Below are 17,168 nucleotides of genomic sequence, written 5' to 3' on the forward strand. Positions count from 1 at the left end.
CCCGATGCCGACGGCCCCGCCCGTACCCGACAGGACGGCACAAGGGGCCGACGGACCGGCGGGTGACGGATCCGCCCAGGGTCTTTCGTTTGCATCTGGGCGAGCCCGGCAAGATCCAAACGAGAGGCCCTACCCGGTCGGCAGGTTGTACGAGATCAGGGCGGCCCGCCCCCGCGACACCCGCAATTCGGTGACCGCGCAGTTGCGCATCCCCGGGAGCACCCGTCGGTACTCGCTCCCGGGGATACCGAGCAGCCGGCACAGCACCAGCCGGAACAGGGTGTTGTGCGCGACGGCCAGGACCCGGCGGCCCTGATGGCTCTCCGCGAGCCGGAGCAGCGCGGCGGCGCCCCGGGCGGCGGCGGCCTTCGGGTCCTCGCCGCCCGGCAGCGGATGGGCCGCCGGATCACGGCGGAAGTCCGCGACCTCCCGTGGATACGAGGCTTCGAGCTCGGCGATGGTGCGGCCCTCGGCGACACCGAAGTCCAGCTCCCTCAGGTCCGGTTCGACGACGGGCTCCAGACCCGTGGCACGGACGGCGGGCTCGGCGGTGCGGCGGGCCCGTGAGAGGGGGGAGGTCACGATGGCGTCCAGCCCGGCGCGGGCGGCCCAGCGGCCGAGCCCGTCGGCCTGCTCGGCGCCGCGCGGCGTCAGAGCGATGTCGCTGATCCCGGTGTAGCGGTTCTCGTCGTGCCAGACGGTCTCCCCGTGCCGGGCCAGGAAGAGTGTCGTGGAGGCGGGGTCCCCGGGCGCCGAGGCCGTCATCCGTGCTCCCGTGCGTAGGCGGCCGTCTCCGGGGGCAGCCAGCCGCGTCGTTCCAGGGCGTCCACCAGCGTGCCGAACGGCTCGGCGAAGCGCCGGCTGACCTGCGGTCGCGGATCGAGGATCGTCCGTACCCGCACCATGCCCCGTACGGCGGACAGCGGCGCGGTGGCGCCCTCCGCCCGTACCCCGTGCGCCGCGAGCACCGCCATCCCGAGCGCCGAGTCCGTGTGCTCGGGGATCGTGGCGGTCAGTCCGAGGACATCCACACGGAGCTGGTTCCAGTACGGGCTGCTGGTGGCACCGCCGGTGAACGCGATCGGCGACCGGGCCGGGGCGCCCAGGAAGCGGACATAGGCCAGACAGAGCCGTTCGACGAGTGCCACGCCCTGGAGCAGCGCGGCGTGGCGGTCGCCGTCGTCGGCCGGCCGGCCGAGGACGAAGGGTTCCGCGTCGGGTGCCAGGAACGGGAAGCGTTCCCCGCGCGAGACCAGGGGGTACGCGACGACGCTCGCCGGTTCGTGCTCGGCGGCGAGCCGGTCGAGCCGGGCGAGATCGGCCCCGGGGAAGGCGCGGGTCAGGGCGCCCGCGCCGACGCTGGAGGCACCGCCGGGCAGCCAGTGTCCGTCCGGTGAGCGGTGGTTGTAGAGCACACCGGCGGGATCGTGGAGCGGAGTCTCGGTGACGCCCTTGAGGACGAGGGTGGTGCCGAGGACGCTGTTCCACTGCCCGACTCCCCAGGCGCCGGAGCCGAGTTGGGCCGCGCATCCGTCGGTCATCCCCGCGACGACCGGGGTGCCCTCGGCCAGCCCCGTACCGGCCGCCGCCTCCTCGCAGACCGTGCCGAGCCGGGTGCCGGGGGCCACGACGTCGGGGAAGTCGAGGCAGGACAGCCCCAGCCGGTCGTGGACGGCCGTGGGCCAGGTGCGGGTGTGCAGGTCGTAGCCGGTCTTCAGGGCATGGCTGGAGTCGGTCGGCACCGGGCGTCCGACGAGCCGGGTGGTGATGAAGTCGGCCTGGTGGCAGACGCGGGCGCCCTTGAGCCCCGACGCGACGCCGGTACGCCGTTCCTCGTGCCCGGCGCGGGTGAGCCAGAGGAGTTTGGCGAGGGCCCAGGTCGGCTGGATGCGGTGGCCGAGCGCGCGCCACACCTCGTCGCCCGCCTCCTGCGCGTCCCGTGCCTCGTCCGCGGCCCTGCCGTCGTCGTACATCAGCGCGGGTGTCAGGGGGGTCCCCCGGGCGTCGGTCAGCAGGACGGTGCCCGAGGTGCCGCACACCGCCACTCCCCGCACCCGCGCGGGGGAGAGCGTCCGCAGGGTCCGGCGGACGGCGGCGCGCGCGCCCTCCCACCAGTCGGCCGGGAGCTGTTCATGGCGGTTGCCGTCGCGGTGGCCGGTGAGCGGGGCGGAGCCCCGGCCCAGGACATGTCCGTCGTCGGTGACGGCCAGGGCACGCACGCTCTGCGTCCCCAGGTCGATTCCCATCCACACGTCCTTGTGGCGTGTGTCCGTCACAGCGTCCCGCCTTCCACGTCCCGTCGCCCGCCGGTCGTCTTCTCGTCGTCCGCCGGCGATCTCACGTTACTTTTCACATGGCGAACACGATGATGCACCAGGGAGCGCGGACAGGGGTCCACAGGGCCGTGATTCCCTTGTCTCACCTGGTGAGGACAGTGGGGCGGCATCGGTCGACGGGTTGACCCGATCGCCGCCCGTGGTGAACACTGCCGAACGGTACATCAACAATCTATGTTATATCCTCAGAGCTTCATGTTATTGATGAGGTGTCTCGGGCGGAGGAGCACGCACGTCCTCACCTGTCCCGTGCACGACGGATCGGAACAGGACCGGGAATGTCACAGGACAAGAGCCAGCGGGGCCCCATACAACGGCGCCGGGAGATCTCCGACCATGTGCTGACGGAGGGGTCGGCATCGGCGGCGGACCTGGCGGAGCGGTTCGGTGTGAGTCCGATGACGATCTACCGGGACATCGACGAACTCGAACGCGAAGGCGTCCTGCGCAAGTTCCGGGGCGGTGTGACCGCACAGCCCTCCGGCGTGTTCGAGAGCAATGTGGCCTACCGCAAGAACTCGATGCGGGCGGAGAAGGAGGCTCTCGCCGCGAAGGCCCTCACCCTGGTCGAACCCGGTATGTCCGTGATGATCGACGACTCGACCACCGCGCTGGAACTGGCCAGACTCCTCCCCCGGGTCGAGCCGCTGACCGTCGTCACCAACTTCCTCGAAGCGCTGAACCTGCTGGCCGACGAACGGGGTCTGCATCTGATGGCCCTGGGCGGCGACTACGACCCGCTGCACGACTCCTTCCTCGGGGTGCCGTGCGTGGAGGCCGTCGAGGCGCTGCGGGTGGATCTGTGCTTCGTGTCCACCTCGTCGGTGTACGGGGATTACGCCTTCCACCAGGAACAGCGCATAGTCGCGGTCAAACGCGCGATGCTCCGGTCCGCCGGCCGCACCGTGCTGATGATCGACCACTCCAAGCTCGCCCGTACCGCGCTGCACCGGCTGGCCCCGCTCTCCTCCTTCGACCTGGTGCTGATCGACGACCGCACCCCGCCGGAGGCCCTGCGGGCCCTCGACGAGAGCGGTGTCCGGTACGAACTGGCCCCGGCCTGAGCGCCCCGCCCCCACCCGGGCCCCGCCCGTCCCTCGCCTCCGCACTCCCCCGTCTCCGCACTCCCCCCGCCCCCGCCCCCGGGCCGCTCCGTCACCCCTGGGCCGATCCACCGTCAAGGAGACCTGGCCGATGAGAATCCTCGCCGCGGGCGACCACTTCGTCGCCCCCGAACTGCTCACCCGGGAGCTGACGGCCCAGATCGGCACCGCCCACACCGTCGACCCGCTGCGTCTGCCCTGGCCGCTCACCCCCTTCGGGCGGGTCTCCGAGGTGGACGAGGCGTCGGGGGACGAGGAGACACTGCTCGCCGCGCTCGGCGGGGCCCAGGTCTGTGTCACCCAGATGGCGCCGGTGACCAGGAAGGTCCTCGACGGCTCACCGGAGCTGCGGCTGGTCGTCGTCGGCCGGGGCGGGCCCGTCAACGTCAATCTGGACGCGGCGAAGGAGCGGGGGGTGCGGGTCTGCAACACCCCGGGGCGCAACGCCGCCGCCACCGCCGAGTACACCGTCGGACTGCTGCTCGCCACGATGCGCCGTATCCCGGAGACCTCGGCGGCGCTCGCCGCCGGGCACTGGGCGGGCGAGTTCTACACGTACGACAACTGCGGGCCCGGCCTCGCCGGGGCGACCGTCGGGCTGATCGGCTGCGGCGCGGTCGGCAGCCGGGTGGCACGGGCCCTCACCGCCCTCGGCTCCCAGGTCCTGGTGTACGACCCCTACGCCGACCCGGAGGCCCTGCGCGAGGTGGGGACGCCCGTCGCCGCTCTGGACGAACTGCTGGGCCGCTCGTCCGTCGTCTCGCTGCACGCGCGGCTGACGCCCGAGACCCGCGGTCTGCTCGGCGCCCGCGAACTCGCCCTGCTCCCCGAGGGCGCGGTGGTCGTCAACTGCGCGCGGGGCGCCCTTCTGGACGAGGACGCCCTGTGCGACGCCCTGGAGTCGGGGCGGCTTGCGGCGGCCGGACTCGATGTGTTCGCGGTGGAACCCCCGCCGCCGGGCTCCCGGCTGCGCACGGCTCCCCGGCTGGTCATGACGCCCCATCTCGCGGGCGCGAACAAGTCGGTCGCGCACCACGCGGCGCGGGTCGCCGCCGCCGAGGTCGGTCGGTTCCTGCGCGGTGAACCACTCGCCCACCGCGTCGTGTGACGCGGGAGCGCCCGCCGGCCCGCAGGCGCCAGGAGCAAGCCCAGAGGCACCACACGTCCACAGGCACACGTCCACAGGCACAGGTCCACAGGCACAGGTCCACAGGCACAGGTCCACAGCACCAAGCGGAGTTGAGAGAGCGTCAGCCGAGTCGGGGGAAGTCAGGGAAGGGGCTACACAGTGTTCGTCGGCCTGGACATGGGAACCTCGGTCGCGAAGGCGGCGGCCTTCGACGAGGACGGCACCGCGCTGCGCGTGGAATCGACACCGATCTCGCTCGGCGGACGCGGCGACCGGGTGGAACAGGATGTCGAAGAGGTGGTACGAGCCGCCTCCCGCGTCCTGGGCGCGGTGACCGAGGGCGGCACCCCCGCTCTGGTGGCCCTCACCGGCCAGGGCGACGGCCTGTGGCTGGCGGACGCGGAGGGACGGCCCGTACGGCCCGCGCTGTCCTGGATGGACGGCCGGGCCGGTGATCTCGTCGCGGGCTGGATGGCCGACGGCACGGCGGAACGGCTGTACCGGCACACCGGCAATGTCCTCTTCCCCGGCTCCCCCGGCCCGCTCCTGGCCTGGCTCGACCGCAACGAGCCGGAGTCCCTGGACACGGCCACCACCGCCGCGAGCTGCAAGGACATCCTCCATCTGCGGCTCACGGGCGAACGCGGCACCGATCTGTCCGACGCGTCGGTGCCCTTTCTCGACCCCCGCACCCGCGCCTACTCCCCCGATGTCCTGACGGCCCTGGGACTCGGACACCGCGCGGGGCTGCTGCCCCCCATCGCGGCCACGCTGCCGTACGGGGAGGCGACCGGCCGTACCGCCGGGCTCGCCCAGGGAACCCCGGTCAGCTCCGGTCCGTACGATCTGCCCGCGTGCGCGCTCGGCGCGGGGGTGAGCGAACCGGGGGACGGTCTGCTCATCGTCGGGACGACGCTGGCCTGCCAGGTCATGGTGGAACGGGTCGCCCTGGACGAGGACCCGGTCGGGTTCCATCTCGCCACGGCCCGCCCCGACCGCCATCTGCGGGCCCTGCCCGCGATGACCGGGACGGTCGCGCTCGACTGGGTCCTCGGTCTCACCGGCACCTCCCACGAGCAGGTCTCGGGTCTGCTGGACACGACTCCGCGCGGGGCCCACGGGGTGGCCGCGCTGCCCTATCTGTCGCCCTCCGGCGAACGCGCGCCCTTCGTGGACCCCACCGCGCGGGCGGAGTTCACCGGACTCGATCTGCGGGCCTCTCGCGCGGATCTGGTACGGGGCATGTGCGAGGCGATCGCCTTCGCGGCCCGGCACTGTCTGGAGGCCGCGGGGCTCACCGGTGAACTGGCCGTCTGCGGCGGCGGCGCGCGCAGCCTGGCGTGGCTGCGCGTCTTCGCCGATGTGCTCGGCCGTCCGCTGCGGGTCGCCCGGGGACCGGAACCGGGCGCGCGGGGCGCGGTGCTCGCGGCGGTCGCGGCCCGGGGCGCGGAGCTGGGACACGGGCTGGACACCGCCGCGTGGACCGTGCCCGACGCGGTGGTGGACCCGGATCCGGCGGGGGTGGAGTTCTACGAACAGGCCTACGCCGACTATCTGTTCCGGGTGGAGAGCGCGCGGGCACGCCGGCGCGGGCCGGCGGACGGCCGCTGACCCCTACCGCCGGTCCACACCGGCGCGCCCTCAGGGGACCTCGGCCGGGCCGAGCAGCAGCCGTACCGGGCCCATCAGGCCCGTGACCCGCTGCCCGGGAAAGACGAAGTGGGTCGGGCTCGTCGCGTCCAGATACGGCGCCAGCGTGCCGAAGACGGTGATCTCGACCGTATGCGCGCCGGGCCCGAGCGCTCCCGTGACATCGAAGACATAGGGAGCGCACACCTGCACCCCGGCCTCGACACCGTCGATCCGTACCTCCGCCGTGCCGCGTACCCGTCCGAGATCGAGGACCAGCCGTCCGTCCCCGGCCGCCCCCGCGGCCTCGGCGGGCACCATCACCCGACGGCGGTAGCGCACCCCGCCGCTGTACCCGGCGAGGCCTCGGGTCTCCCAGTCGCCGGTCCGGATCAGCCCCGGGCCGACCTCGCAGCGCACGGGACCGGCCAGGGCCGCGCCGTCCCTGCGGCCGGGACGGGTGAGCACGCGCAGAGCGGCGGTACGCGGACCGCGGGGACCCTCGGCAGGGAGATCCACGGTCACCGTGTGCACGCCACCGACGTCGGCGCCATGGGTCGCCGGTGTCTCCCGGCCGTCCACGAAGACACTGGTCGGACCGTACGCGCCCACCGTCAACCGGACCGTGCCCGGGGGCAGTTCGCACCACAGCCACTCCTCCCCGGCGCCGTCCCCCGGCACCGCGAAGCCGACCGGCACCACCGTGCCGTCGTCGGCGTCCGGGTCCAGCCAGGCGGCACCGGGCAGGGGGTGCGGCCTGCGGCGGAGATACAGCGCGGCCGGGTCACCGGTCTGCCGACGGCGCACCACGACCGGCGTCCGCCCGCTCCCACCGCCCTCACTCCCGTCTCCGCCCTCACCCTCACCCTCACCCTCACCCACGCTCCCGCTCCCCCGACCTGACCACCAGGTGGAGTCGCTGTGCGCGGTCGCGAACACGCGGTCATGGTCGTCGTACAGCACCGCGTCCACCAGGACGGCCGGATCGTCGCCGCCGGCGGTCTCCACGGTGATCTCGTTGTCCCCGGCGCGCAGGGCCGCCGCCACCTCGTGCCGTCGCACCCTCGGTACGGCGTGCTCGGCGTACGGGTCGAACCCGCCCTGCCTGCCGACGACATGACCGTTGACGCGCAGGACGCACCGGCCGCGTGCCGCGAGCTGGACGACCGCCCGGCCCGGCACCGTCGCCAGGGTCAGGGTCGTCCCGACGGTGTCCCGGCCGCCGGTGTTCGCGCGGGGACCACCCGCGAGGATCCACTCGGGCCGGCGGTAGCGGTCCGGATCGCGCACGAGCGCCATGTGCGCCCGCAGATCGAGGTCCTGATCAGGCGTCAGATCCAGTTCCAGGAGATGGCGGCCGGCGGCCAGCCGGACGGGCCCCAGGGCGAGATGGCCGCCGTCGTCCAGTTCCACCGCGGCGCCACCGAGCCGGACCGTCTTCGCCGCCGGGGCCCCGACCGCGAGATATCCGTCGAAGTCCTCGTCCAGCAGCAGATCGGACCGTACGCGCGCCGTCTCACCGGCGCCCGTGGGACCGACATGGACGAACTCCTCCGGCACATGCCCCTTGGGGCCGAGGACCTCGCGGTGGACCGGATCCTTGTGGATGCCCCGGGTGTCGGACCACACGAGGGTCGCCCGGATGTCGTCACCGGCGCCCAGCACGACCGCGCGCGGTCCGAAGGTCGCGTGGACCGGGGGCCCGGCCGGGCCCCCGGCGTCACCCCGCCGGAACGTACGGCATTCGGTGACCGCCGGGGCGGTCTCGGAAAGGCCGCCGCGAGAGCCGTCGCGGCGGCCGTCCGAAGGACTGCCGGAAGGACTGCCGGAGGGACTGCCGGAAGGACCGTCGGGCCGACCGGGGAGCGGGGCTGGGAGCGGGCGGCCGGGCGGAGGGGTCGCGGGCCGTGCGAAGTCGCCCCAGGTGTTGTCGAGGGTCGGCACGAGTGTCATCTCCCACTCCGCCTCCGCCGGGATCTCGACCACCGTCCGCGCGGCCCCGGGGCCGGGCCCCGGGACGGAACCGGACGGCTGCCGGGGCATCTCCGGCGCGGCCGTGGCCGATTCGGACCCCGGCGTGGACGAGGGGCGTGCGGGCAGGACGAGCAGCGCCGCGGGACCGGTGTCGAAGGGCACCTCGATGTCCACGGCCCCCGGTTCGTCCCCGGCCGGCTCGACCGGCAGGGTCCGGGGCGGGCCGCCGAACGGATCCACCAGTACGGCCGGGCCCCCGGCGTCACGGACCCGTACCCGCGCGGTGCGCGCGTACCGGGCGGGGTCGAAGTCGTAGCGCGCGTCGAGCCAGCCGAGGGCGGCGCCGCGCCCGTCGGGGGCGGCCACCGCCGCGCGGGTCGCGCGGGGCGAGGCGGCGGTCAGGAACACCACCGTGGCGTTGTCCACCCGGCGCGCGAGCGCGGGGACCGGCGCCCGGACGGCCGGACGGGGCGTGCCGAGCGCCGCGCCCAGACCGGCCGCCGACGGTACGAGAACGGCCCGGCCCTCCGCGAAGCACGCGCGCAGTTCGTCACGCACCTTGTCCAGGGTGGCCGTGTCGTCGGGGCCGACGACCTGTTCGGGGAGGGCGCCGAGAGCGATCAGACGGCCGCCCGCCGAGGCGAACTCGACCAGCCGGCGCGCGGTGTCCAGTTCGAGCACCGTGCACGCGGGGAGCACGACCGTCGCGTAGCTCTCGTCCGCGACACACAGCCGCACGACACCGCCGTCCCCGCTCCCTCCGTCCCCGCTCCCCTCGTCCCGTACGCGGGCACGCCCGTCCCGCACGCGGGCCCGCGCGAGCGAGTCGTCGTCGATCACATCGACGTCGAGACCGAGCCGGTCGAACACACCGGGCCGGGTGTGGAACCAGGTCATGTCCCCGACGAGTTCCAGATAGGCCGCCTGGGCCCCGGCCGCCGCCCCGGAGACCCCGTCGAGCGCCGTGCCCGCCTGCACCGTGGTGGTGGGCAGCAGGATCGCGGTGTCGCAGAGATGGCGGCCGAGGCTGAGGATCGCGCAGAGCCGTGTCACGGCGTCGGCGAAGACCCGGTGGTGACGCCAGTACGGCTGACGCCAGTCGGTGCCCGGCGGTGCCCACTCCCACCAGCCGCCCTTGGTCGTGTAGTAGACGGCGTGCGGGTTGTAGAGCGTCGCGCCGGACCGGAGCCAGGGCAGCAGCCAGTCGAACGTCTCCTCCAGTGTGCCGCCCCAGCCGGTGGAGTGGAACGCCTCGATCCAGGTGCGCGGCCTGCCGTAGAGATGGGCGAGCGAGGAGTGGATACGGGCGTCGCCGTGGTGGTCGGAGCCGGGGGCGGAGAACCAGCGGTGGGTACGGGCGTAGTCGGCGTACAGCTCGACACCGCCGACGGGGTGTCCGGCGCGGGCGGGGTCCTGCTGGTCGCAGCCGACGAGCAGCCCATGGCGCTCGTGCCAGGCGGCGAGGGGCCGGAAGAACGCTTCCTCGGCGAGTTCGGCGCGGGTGCGCTGGTAGTCGTGGCGGATCCGGTGGACGTCCGGCCCCGCGCGGTCCTCGTACGGTCCGTTCCCGTGGGGCGCGTCCGCGCGGAGCCCGTCCCCGTCGGGCCCGTCCTCGCGGGTCGCGTCCGCGTACAGCCCGTCCCCGTGGAGCGCGTCCGTGTAGAGCGCGTCGAGGCACTCGGTGAGGTCATAGCCGTGATGCCGCCGAAACGCCTCGGCGAACCCGTTCGACCAGGTCGGCAGCGTCGGCAGTTCGTCCTGGAACGACCCGGCGACGACGGTCCCCAGCCGGTCGCCGAGCCGTCGTTCGAACGCCCCGTGCACCCGGTCGAGCAGTGCCGCGCAGGCGTCCTCGCCGAGATAGTCGAAGCCCACCGGCACATGGTGATGGAGCGTCAGACGCCACTTCCCCGGGCCCGGCGCCCGTACGGCCCGGCCGTCCACGGGCAGCGGGACCGGGGGTCCCGTACGCCGGCCCCGCGCGTCGAGGGGTACGGCGCTGCCCGCGAGCGGCTGTCCGTGCGCCGGGCAGCGCAGCTCTCCGCCCGTCCCGTCGACCACCGCGCGGACCCGTGCGAGACGGCGGCCCGCGTGGGCGGGCTCCTCGTCGACGAGCCGTGCCTGGAGATCGGCGCCGGAGAATCCGAGCTGGTCGTAGAACCAGAGGCGGACACCGAGCGCCCGCGCGTCGTCACACACGCCTTCGACCAGGGTCCACCAGGCCTCGGACAGGAACGGGGGATCGTCGGCGTCGGAGCCGAACAGCGGTCCCGACGGGGCGAGATTGAGCAGGACGAGCTGGAACACCCCGCCCTCCGCGAAGCGTTCGAGCTGGTCGCGCAGGCGCGCGCGGTCGAGCCGTTCACCGCTCCACCACCAGATGGCGGTGGGCGAGTAGGCGCGCGGCGGTCGCGTCAGCACCGCCTCGATGTCCGCGGGGAGCCGTCCGTACGTCATGACCGTGTCCTCGATCCTCTGAAGCCCCCCCATCACCGCGGCCCCCGGGCGCTCGGGCCGTACGACCGTTTCCAGGCGGCCGGCCCGTCGGGCGTCAGCCCTTGAGTCCGCCCGCGAAGCCCTTGATCACATAACGCTGGAGCAGAAGGAAGACCACCAGGACGGGCAGCGCCGCCAGGACCAGACCGGCGAAGACCAGACCGTAGTCGGAGACGTACTGGCCGACGAACGAGAAGACGCCCACGGGGACGGTCTCCTTGCCCGAACCGCCCAGATAGAGCAGCGGGGTGAAGAAGTCGTTCCAGATGAAGACGGCGTTCAGGATGATCACGGTGCCGGTGATCGGCCGCAGCAGCGGGAACACGACGCGGGTGAACGCCTGGCGGTGGTCGCAGCCGTCGATCAGCGCGGCCTGCGCGTAGTCCGGCGGCAGGGCGCGGATGAAGCCGGTGTAGAGGAACACGGTGAACGGCAACTGGATGCCGGTGTAGAAGAGCACCATGCCGTGGTACGTGCCGAGCCAGCCGAGTCCGTCGACCAGTCTGTAGAGCGGGATCATCCCGAGCTGGAAGGGCAGCACGATACCCAGCAGGAAGAGGATGTAGAGGCCGTAGCCCAGTCCGCGGGCGCGGCGCGCGAGGTAGTAGGCGCCCGTGGAACCGAGGGCGATGAGCAGCAGCAGACTGGCGGCGGTGATGACCGTGCTGCTGAGCAGGGCGGGGCCGAGGGACGCGGAGGACCAGGCGTTGCCGAAGTTGGCCCAGGTCGGCGGGAGGGGCGGGGACAGCGGTGACTCCGCGATCTGGCGCGGGTCCTTCATCGCCAGGGCGACCAGGGCGTACACGGGGAAGAGGAAGACGGCCGCGGCGGCGGTCATCAGCAGTTCGAGGCCGTAACTCCCGTACCGGGGGCGGCGCTTCGGTCCACGGGGCGGAGCCGGGGCCGGAGCCGGGGCAGTGGTGCTCGGGGTCGGGGCGGTGGTGCTCACGCGGTAACCTCCCGGGCACGCAGATAGCGGAGCTGGACCAGGGAGACGGCGGCGACGAAGAGCGCGAGGACCAGGGCGACGGCGGTGCTGTAGCCGAACTTCCCGAAGACGAAGGCCTCCTTGTACAGCACGGTCGACAGGGTCTCGCTGGCGGTACCGGGGCCGCCGTTGGTGGCGGCGTAGACCTGGTCGAAGAGCTTGAGGCCGCCGATGGTCGACAGCATCAGATTGATGGTCAGCGCCGGGGCGAGCAGCGGCCAGGTGACATGGCGGAAGCGCTGCCAGGCGCCCGCGCCGTCGATCCTGGCGGCCTCGTGGAGTTCGGCGGGCACGCCCTGGAGTCCGGCGAGGAAGACCACCATCGAGTACCCCGCGTACTGCCACACGACCATCGCGGCGACGGACCAGAGCGCCAGCGAGGGGTTGCCCAGCCAGTCCTGGCGCAGACGGTCGAGGCCGACGGCGCCGAGGACCGCGTTGAGACCGGCCCCGTTGTCGGGGTTGTAGACGTACTTCCACAGGAACGCGACCATGACCGGGCTGACCACGGCGGGGGCGAAGAAGATCACGCGCAGCAGCGACCGGGAGCGGATTTCGGCGTTGACGCCGAGCGCGAGCAGCAGACCGACGCCGTTCTGGACGACGACCACGGCGAGGGTCAGCAGAAGCGTGTTGCCGACGGACTCCAGGGCGCGGTCGTCGTCCAGCAGGGTACGGAAGTTGTCCAGGCCGACGAAGGAGAAGGCGCCGACGCCCGACCAGTCGGTGAACGCGTAGACCACACCGGCGAGGCTCGGGTAGAGCACGACGACGGCGTAGACGGCGAGGGCGGGGACGACGAAGATCCAGGGCGGGACGGTCGCGTCGCCACGGAGCCGGAGCCGGAGCCGGAGCGGGCGCCGGCGGGCGCGGCCCTGGCGTCCCGTCCCGGTGGCCGTGCCCGGAGCGCCCGCCCCGGAGGTCCCGTCACCGCTCCCGCTCCCTCCGCTCCTCCCACCGCCGGTCCCGCCGCTCTTCCCGGCGCTCTTCCCGCCGCCGCTCCCGCCGTCCTTTCCGGGGGCGTCGCTGTCCGTGCCGGTGCCCGAAGCGGTGCCCCTGGGCAGGGAGTTCATGATTTCTTCCCGTAGGCCTCGTCCATCCGACCCAGCGCGCCCCTGACGTCCGTCCTTCCCGCGAGCAGGTCCTGGACGGCCGCGAAGTGGGCGGGCTGCACCTCGGCGTTGGGCCAGCTCTGGTCCATGAAGGGAACGGCGCGACTGGAGTCGATGATGGGCAGGAACGGGTCCAGTACGGGATCGGTCTTCGTGGAGGGACCGCGTTTGAAGGGTATGGCGGAGACGGCCGTGGCCCAGCGGTCGATGTTCTCCTGCTGCCCCAGGAAGGCGATGAACTCCTTGGCCCTGGCGGTGTTCTTGGCGCGGGCGGCGACGCCGAGACCGACCACGATGCCCGCCGGAATCCACAGCCGGTCGGGGTCGTCGCCACCGGGGAAGGGGAACATGCCCAGGTCGCCGGGGGAGGCCGCGGCGGCGCGGAAGGTGGACAGGACGGCGGAGACCTGGACGGCCATGGCCGCCTTGCCGCCCGCGACCAGCGCGGTCTGCTGTTCGAAGGTGGTGCCGTTGGGGTTGGCGTTGAAGAAGCCCCGGCGCTGGAGGTCCTGGTACTTGCCCAGGGCGTCGGCCCAGCCGGAGTTGGCGAAGGTGGCGCGCCCGGCGGCCATCTCCCCGTCGAAACCGGCGTTCTCGGCGTGGACGGCGTTGGGGACGAGTGCGTAGGTGATGAGCTGGGTGACCCAGGGGGTCTGGGCGCCGAGTGCGATCGGCACGACGCCCCGGGCCTTCAGCCGGGCGCAGACGTCGAGGAGTTCGGCCCAGGTCCTGGGCGGGCGCACCCCGGCCGTGGCGAAGACCTTCTTGTTGTAGACGGCTCCGATGACGGAGCTGCCCGCCGAATAGAGATACGTTCCGCCTTCGTACCGGTACGCGGCGTCGAAGTTCTCCGGGATGCCCTCGGTCCACTTCTGGTCCCCGAGGTCGGTGAGGAGCCCCGCCCTGGCCAGCTCGACCATCGACATCGCGCTGCCGCTGCCGGGGAACAGCACATGGACATCGGGCGCGTTGCCGCCGGCGAGCTGGGTGCGTACGACGGTCTGCACCTGGTCGGTGGGGGCGAAGGAGGTGCTGAAGCGGTCGTCGGGGTGGCTCTCGCGGTACACGGCCAGCAGCTCGTCCACCGGCTTCTGCTGGTCGGCGACGCCCACGAGACGGATCTGTCCGGAGCCGCCGCCCGGACCGGAGCAGGCGGCGAGGACCGGCGCGAGCGCGGCGACGGCGGCGGCGCCCCCGCCGGTACGGAGGAACCCCCGGCGGCTGACCATACCCGCCCGGCCTGCCGTGCCCGGGTCCGGGACGGAGCCCGGTGCGCTGCGAGAACCCGTGGTCATGGTGTGTCCTCCTCGTGGGAGCCGGCGGACGACGGCGCCGCCGGGCTGGGTGGGCGCCGCCCCGGGGGGAGGCCCGGCCGCGACCGGTCCGCCGGGGGCGTGAGGGCGTACGCGCGCGGCTCGGGCGCCGTCCCCGAGGGGCCGCCCGGGGGCCGGTTCGCCGGAGGGAGGACGGCCGTGAAGCGGTGACGGCCCGAGGCGACGCGGTAGACGGCGTGGCCGGGAGCGGCCCTGACGAACGAGACATGCGCGCAGCCGCGGTCACGCTCGTCCGCGCGGCCGCCACCGCCACCGCCACCGCAGCGGCCCCGGCCCTGGCCACCGTCCGTCGGTTCCGCACCCGGTAACCGGACCGAAGCCGGGTCGGAGGTGGGCACGTGCACCTCGGCGGTGGCCCCGGGCGGCACCTGGACGTCGAGGTGGAAACGGTCCTCGTCGCGCCGCCAGTTCACCGCGACGGTGCCGCGAACGGATTCGTACCGGGCGCTCGCGTGGGTGAGATCGCCGGGCCGGGGCCGGATGGTCAGCTTCCGGTATCCGGTGGAGTCCGCGCTCTGGTCGAGCCCGGCGACCCCTCGGTAGAGCCATTCGCCGATCGAGCCGAGCGCGTAGTGGTTGAAGGAGTTCATCGACGGGGCGCGGAACCCCGCCGCGGGGGTCCAGCCGTCCCAGCGTTCCCAGATGGTCGTGGCCCCGTGGCGCAGCGGGAAGAGCCAGGAGGGCACCTCCGTACGCCGCAGCAGCGCGTGGGCGAGGTCGGCCCGTCCGTGCGCGTCGAGCACGGGTGCGGCGAGCGCGACCCCGAGGAAGCCGGTCCGGAGGGCGGGACCCGCCGCCTCGATCAGTTCGGCCAGCCGGTGCGCGGCGGCGTCCACGCCGTCCTCGGGCAGCAGGCCGAAGGCGAGCGCGACGAGATAACCGGTCTGGGTGTCCCCCGCGACACGTACGGTGGCGCCGTCGTCGGCGGTGGTGACGAACCGCTCGACGAAGACCTCGCGGATGTCGGCGGCCAGCCGGTGGTAGCGGTCCGCGGCGTCCCGCTGTCCCAGGACGTCGGCGGCCCTGGCCGTGAGACGGGCGCTGTGCGCGAAGTAGGCGGTGGCGATGACATCGCGCGGGGTGGGCGTACCGGGCGCGAGCCAGTCGGCGAAGTGCGGCCCCACGCGCCGGCGCCAGATCAGATCCGGGTTGTGACGGTGGATCAGGTCGACCCAGGCACGCATCCCGGGGAACGCGCGGGAGAGGAAGCGCGGATCGTCGTACGTACGGTAGAGATGCCAGGGGATGATCACACCTCCGTCGGCCCAGCCGGGGGCGCCCTCGTCGGCGACCCCGACCAGGCGGGGCGCGACATTGGTGAAGCCGCCGTCCGGGGTGCGCGCGTCGTCCACATCGCGCAGCCACTTGGTGAAGAAGGCGGCGACATCGGCGTTGAGCGCGGCCGTGGGCAGGAAGACCTGGGCGTCGGCGAGCCAGCCGAGCCGTTCGTCGCGCTGCGGACAGTCGGTGGGCACGCTCACGAAGTTGGACCGCTGGCCCCAGCCCACACAGGAGTGCAGGCGCCGGATGTCGGGGTCCGAGCAGTCGAACGCGCCGGTCCAGGGGGTGTCGCTGTGCAGGGCCACGGCGACGACATCGTCGGCTCCGAGCCGGGCGACTCCGCTGATCTCCGCGTACCGGAAGCCGTGATAGGTGAAGCGCGGCTCGAACACGGCGGACGCGCGGCCGTCGCCGATCAGCACGTCCGTGGCGGCGGCGGTGCGCAGATTCGCCGTGTAGAGCGCGCCCGTACCGTCCAGCACCTCGGCGTGGCGTACAACGACCCGGGCGCCGGGGGCGAGGTTCTCGACGCGGAGCCTTACGCGGCCCGCGAGATTCTGGCCGAAGTCGACGACATGGACACCGTCACGCAGGCGGGTGACCGAGCGCGGGCGCAGTTCGGCCGTCGCCCGTACGGGTTCGTCCACGGAGGCCACGAGCAGCCGGTGGTCGGTGTCCGCGATCAGGGCCGGTGACCAGTCGGAGCCGTCGAAGCCCGGCAGGTCCCAGCCGTCCGCCGCGTACCGCAGGTCGTGGCACTCGCCCATGAGCAGATCGGCGTGGCGGACGGTTCCGGTGCGGGTGTGCCACAGGTCGTCGGTGACGATCGTGGTGGTGCGGCCGTGGGCGTCGAGGAGATGCAGTTCGGCCAGGAACTGGGGGTGCGAGCCGTAGTGGGCTCCGGCCCTGCGCGGCTCGAAGCCGACGAATCCGCTCCACCAGCCGTCGGCGACGGTCGCCGCGAGGACGTTCTCGCCGGACCCGATCAGCTCCGTCACGTCGTACGTCTGGTACTGGATCCGGCGGGTGTAGTCGGTCCAGCCGGGCGCGAGTTCCGCGTCGCCGACCCGGATCCCGTTGAGACGGACCTCGTAGAGCCCGCGGGCGCTGACATAGAGCCGGGCGCGGGTGGCGGTGGTGGCGGCGAAGGCACGGCGGAAGAGGGGGCAGGGGGCGAGCCCGTGGTCGTCGAGGGCGCGCTCGCCCTCGGTCGGCGCGTCCATCACGGGGAGGGGGCGGGGATCGTGGGCGATCCAGGAGGCCCGCCAGGGCCCGGACCCTGACGGAGTGCCGGACGGGATGACGGTGAGCGCGACGGCCGCTACGCCGGTCGGTGCGCCGCCCGGTACGACAGTCGGTACGGCGCCGAGCCCGCCCGGCACCGCACCAGGTGGCGCGTCAGGCACCGCACCCGGTGGCGCCCCGGGCCGTCCGACGGACAGCGCGGTCTCGAACCATGAGGTGGCCTCGGCCGGTTCCGCCGTCCCGGCCGGCCATACGGCGACCCGCCAGTGGTAGCGCGTACGGGGGCGGAGCGCGGGTCCCGCGTACAGGGCGCCGACGGCGTCCGGATCGTCGACCCGGCCCGTGTCCCAGCGGGGCCGGCCGCCGTCGTCCAGGTCCTCCGGCCGTTCGGCGACCCGGATCCGGTACGCGGCCGGACCGTCCCCGTGGCGCCCGGACGCCAGACGCCAGGAGAGGAGCGGAGCGGGCTCGTCGATTCCCAGCGGCGCGGTGCGGTGGTCGCATCGCAGGGCGTAGGGACGCAGGAACACGAGCACGTCCT

The 17,168-nt window shown here is 73.4% G+C and carries 10 protein-coding genes; 3 read left to right on the top strand and 7 right to left on the bottom strand.

Annotation, left to right across the window (positions count from 1 at the left end; genetic code table 11):
- Positions 1-129: 129 nt before the first annotated feature.
- The gene (locus tag ACFYYH_RS23490) at positions 130-765 is read right to left on the bottom strand and encodes a histidine phosphatase family protein (protein WP_388554294.1); all 636 of its coding nucleotides are present in this window, start codon (positions 763-765) and stop codon (positions 130-132) included.
- Positions 762-2,246, bottom strand: a complete 1,485-nt coding sequence (locus ACFYYH_RS23495; protein WP_388554297.1) for an FGGY-family carbohydrate kinase — start codon at positions 2,244-2,246, stop codon at positions 762-764. Before ACFYYH_RS23495 ends, ACFYYH_RS23490 begins: the two co-directional genes overlap by 4 nt.
- A gap of 368 nt (positions 2,247-2,614) precedes the next feature.
- Between ACFYYH_RS23495 and ACFYYH_RS23500 the strand changes: the two genes are divergently transcribed.
- The 3 genes from ACFYYH_RS23500 to ACFYYH_RS23510 all read left to right on the top strand — a co-directional run bounded on the left by ACFYYH_RS23500 (position 2,615) and on the right by ACFYYH_RS23510 (position 6,179).
- The gene (locus ACFYYH_RS23500; protein WP_388554300.1) at positions 2,615-3,400 is read left to right on the top strand and encodes a DeoR/GlpR family DNA-binding transcription regulator; all 786 of its coding nucleotides are present in this window, start codon (positions 2,615-2,617) and stop codon (positions 3,398-3,400) included.
- Between the two features lie 130 nt (positions 3,401-3,530).
- The gene (locus ACFYYH_RS23505) at positions 3,531-4,547 is read left to right on the top strand and encodes a 2-hydroxyacid dehydrogenase (protein ID WP_388554303.1); all 1,017 of its coding nucleotides are present in this window, start codon (positions 3,531-3,533) and stop codon (positions 4,545-4,547) included.
- Between the two features lie 180 nt (positions 4,548-4,727).
- Positions 4,728-6,179: an FGGY family carbohydrate kinase gene (locus tag ACFYYH_RS23510; RefSeq protein ID WP_388554306.1), complete on the top strand. Its 1,452-nt coding sequence runs from the start codon at positions 4,728-4,730 to the stop codon at positions 6,177-6,179.
- A 30-nt stretch (positions 6,180-6,209) separates the two neighbouring features.
- On the opposite strand, the gene ACFYYH_RS23515 is transcribed toward ACFYYH_RS23510, so the two are convergent.
- The 5 genes from ACFYYH_RS23515 to ACFYYH_RS23535 all read right to left on the bottom strand — a co-directional run bounded on the left by ACFYYH_RS23515 (position 6,210) and on the right by ACFYYH_RS23535 (position 17,157).
- The gene (locus tag ACFYYH_RS23515; protein WP_388554309.1) at positions 6,210-10,628 is read right to left on the bottom strand and encodes a hypothetical protein; all 4,419 of its coding nucleotides are present in this window, start codon (positions 10,626-10,628) and stop codon (positions 6,210-6,212) included.
- A 94-nt stretch (positions 10,629-10,722) separates the two neighbouring features.
- Entirely contained in the window at positions 10,723-11,616 is an 894-nt protein-coding gene (locus ACFYYH_RS23520) for a carbohydrate ABC transporter permease (RefSeq protein WP_388554312.1), read from the bottom strand.
- Positions 11,613-12,728, bottom strand: coding sequence for a carbohydrate ABC transporter permease (locus ACFYYH_RS23525; protein ID WP_388554315.1), 1,116 nt, complete (start codon positions 12,726-12,728; stop codon positions 11,613-11,615). Before ACFYYH_RS23525 ends, ACFYYH_RS23520 begins: the two co-directional genes overlap by 4 nt.
- Complete coding sequence (locus tag ACFYYH_RS23530) at positions 12,725-14,062, bottom strand: ABC transporter substrate-binding protein (RefSeq protein WP_388554318.1); 1,338 nt, start codon at positions 14,060-14,062, stop codon at positions 12,725-12,727. Before ACFYYH_RS23530 ends, ACFYYH_RS23525 begins: the two co-directional genes overlap by 4 nt.
- Positions 14,059-17,157 carry a family 78 glycoside hydrolase catalytic domain gene (locus tag ACFYYH_RS23535; RefSeq protein WP_388554321.1) on the bottom strand — a complete coding sequence of 1,033 codons (3,099 nt, stop codon included), beginning with the start codon at positions 17,155-17,157 and terminating at the stop codon, positions 14,059-14,061. Before ACFYYH_RS23535 ends, ACFYYH_RS23530 begins: the two co-directional genes overlap by 4 nt.
- Positions 17,158-17,168: the final 11 nt, after the last annotated feature.

Source organism: Streptomyces sp. NPDC002018 (genome assembly GCF_042890865.1).
Taxonomy (GTDB): Bacteria; Actinomycetota; Actinomycetes; order Streptomycetales; family Streptomycetaceae; genus Streptomyces.

Excerpts from the sequence above, each read along its gene's own strand:
- ACFYYH_RS23490 (WP_388554294.1), bottom strand. The coding sequence starts at position 765 with ATGACGGCCTCGGCGCCCGGGGACCCCGCCTCCACGACACTCTTCCTG.
- ACFYYH_RS23495 (WP_388554297.1), bottom strand. The coding sequence starts at position 2,246 with ATGGGAATCGACCTGGGGACGCAGAGCGTGCGTGCCCTGGCCGTCACC.
- ACFYYH_RS23500 (WP_388554300.1), top strand. The coding sequence starts at position 2,615 with ATGTCACAGGACAAGAGCCAGCGGGGCCCCATACAACGGCGCCGGGAG.
- ACFYYH_RS23505 (WP_388554303.1), top strand. The coding sequence starts at position 3,531 with ATGAGAATCCTCGCCGCGGGCGACCACTTCGTCGCCCCCGAACTGCTC.
- ACFYYH_RS23515 (WP_388554309.1), bottom strand. The coding sequence starts at position 10,628 with ATGACGTACGGACGGCTCCCCGCGGACATCGAGGCGGTGCTGACGCGA.
- ACFYYH_RS23525 (WP_388554315.1), bottom strand. The coding sequence starts at position 12,728 with ATGAACTCCCTGCCCAGGGGCACCGCTTCGGGCACCGGCACGGACAGC.
- ACFYYH_RS23530 (WP_388554318.1), bottom strand. The coding sequence starts at position 14,062 with ATGACCACGGGTTCTCGCAGCGCACCGGGCTCCGTCCCGGACCCGGGC.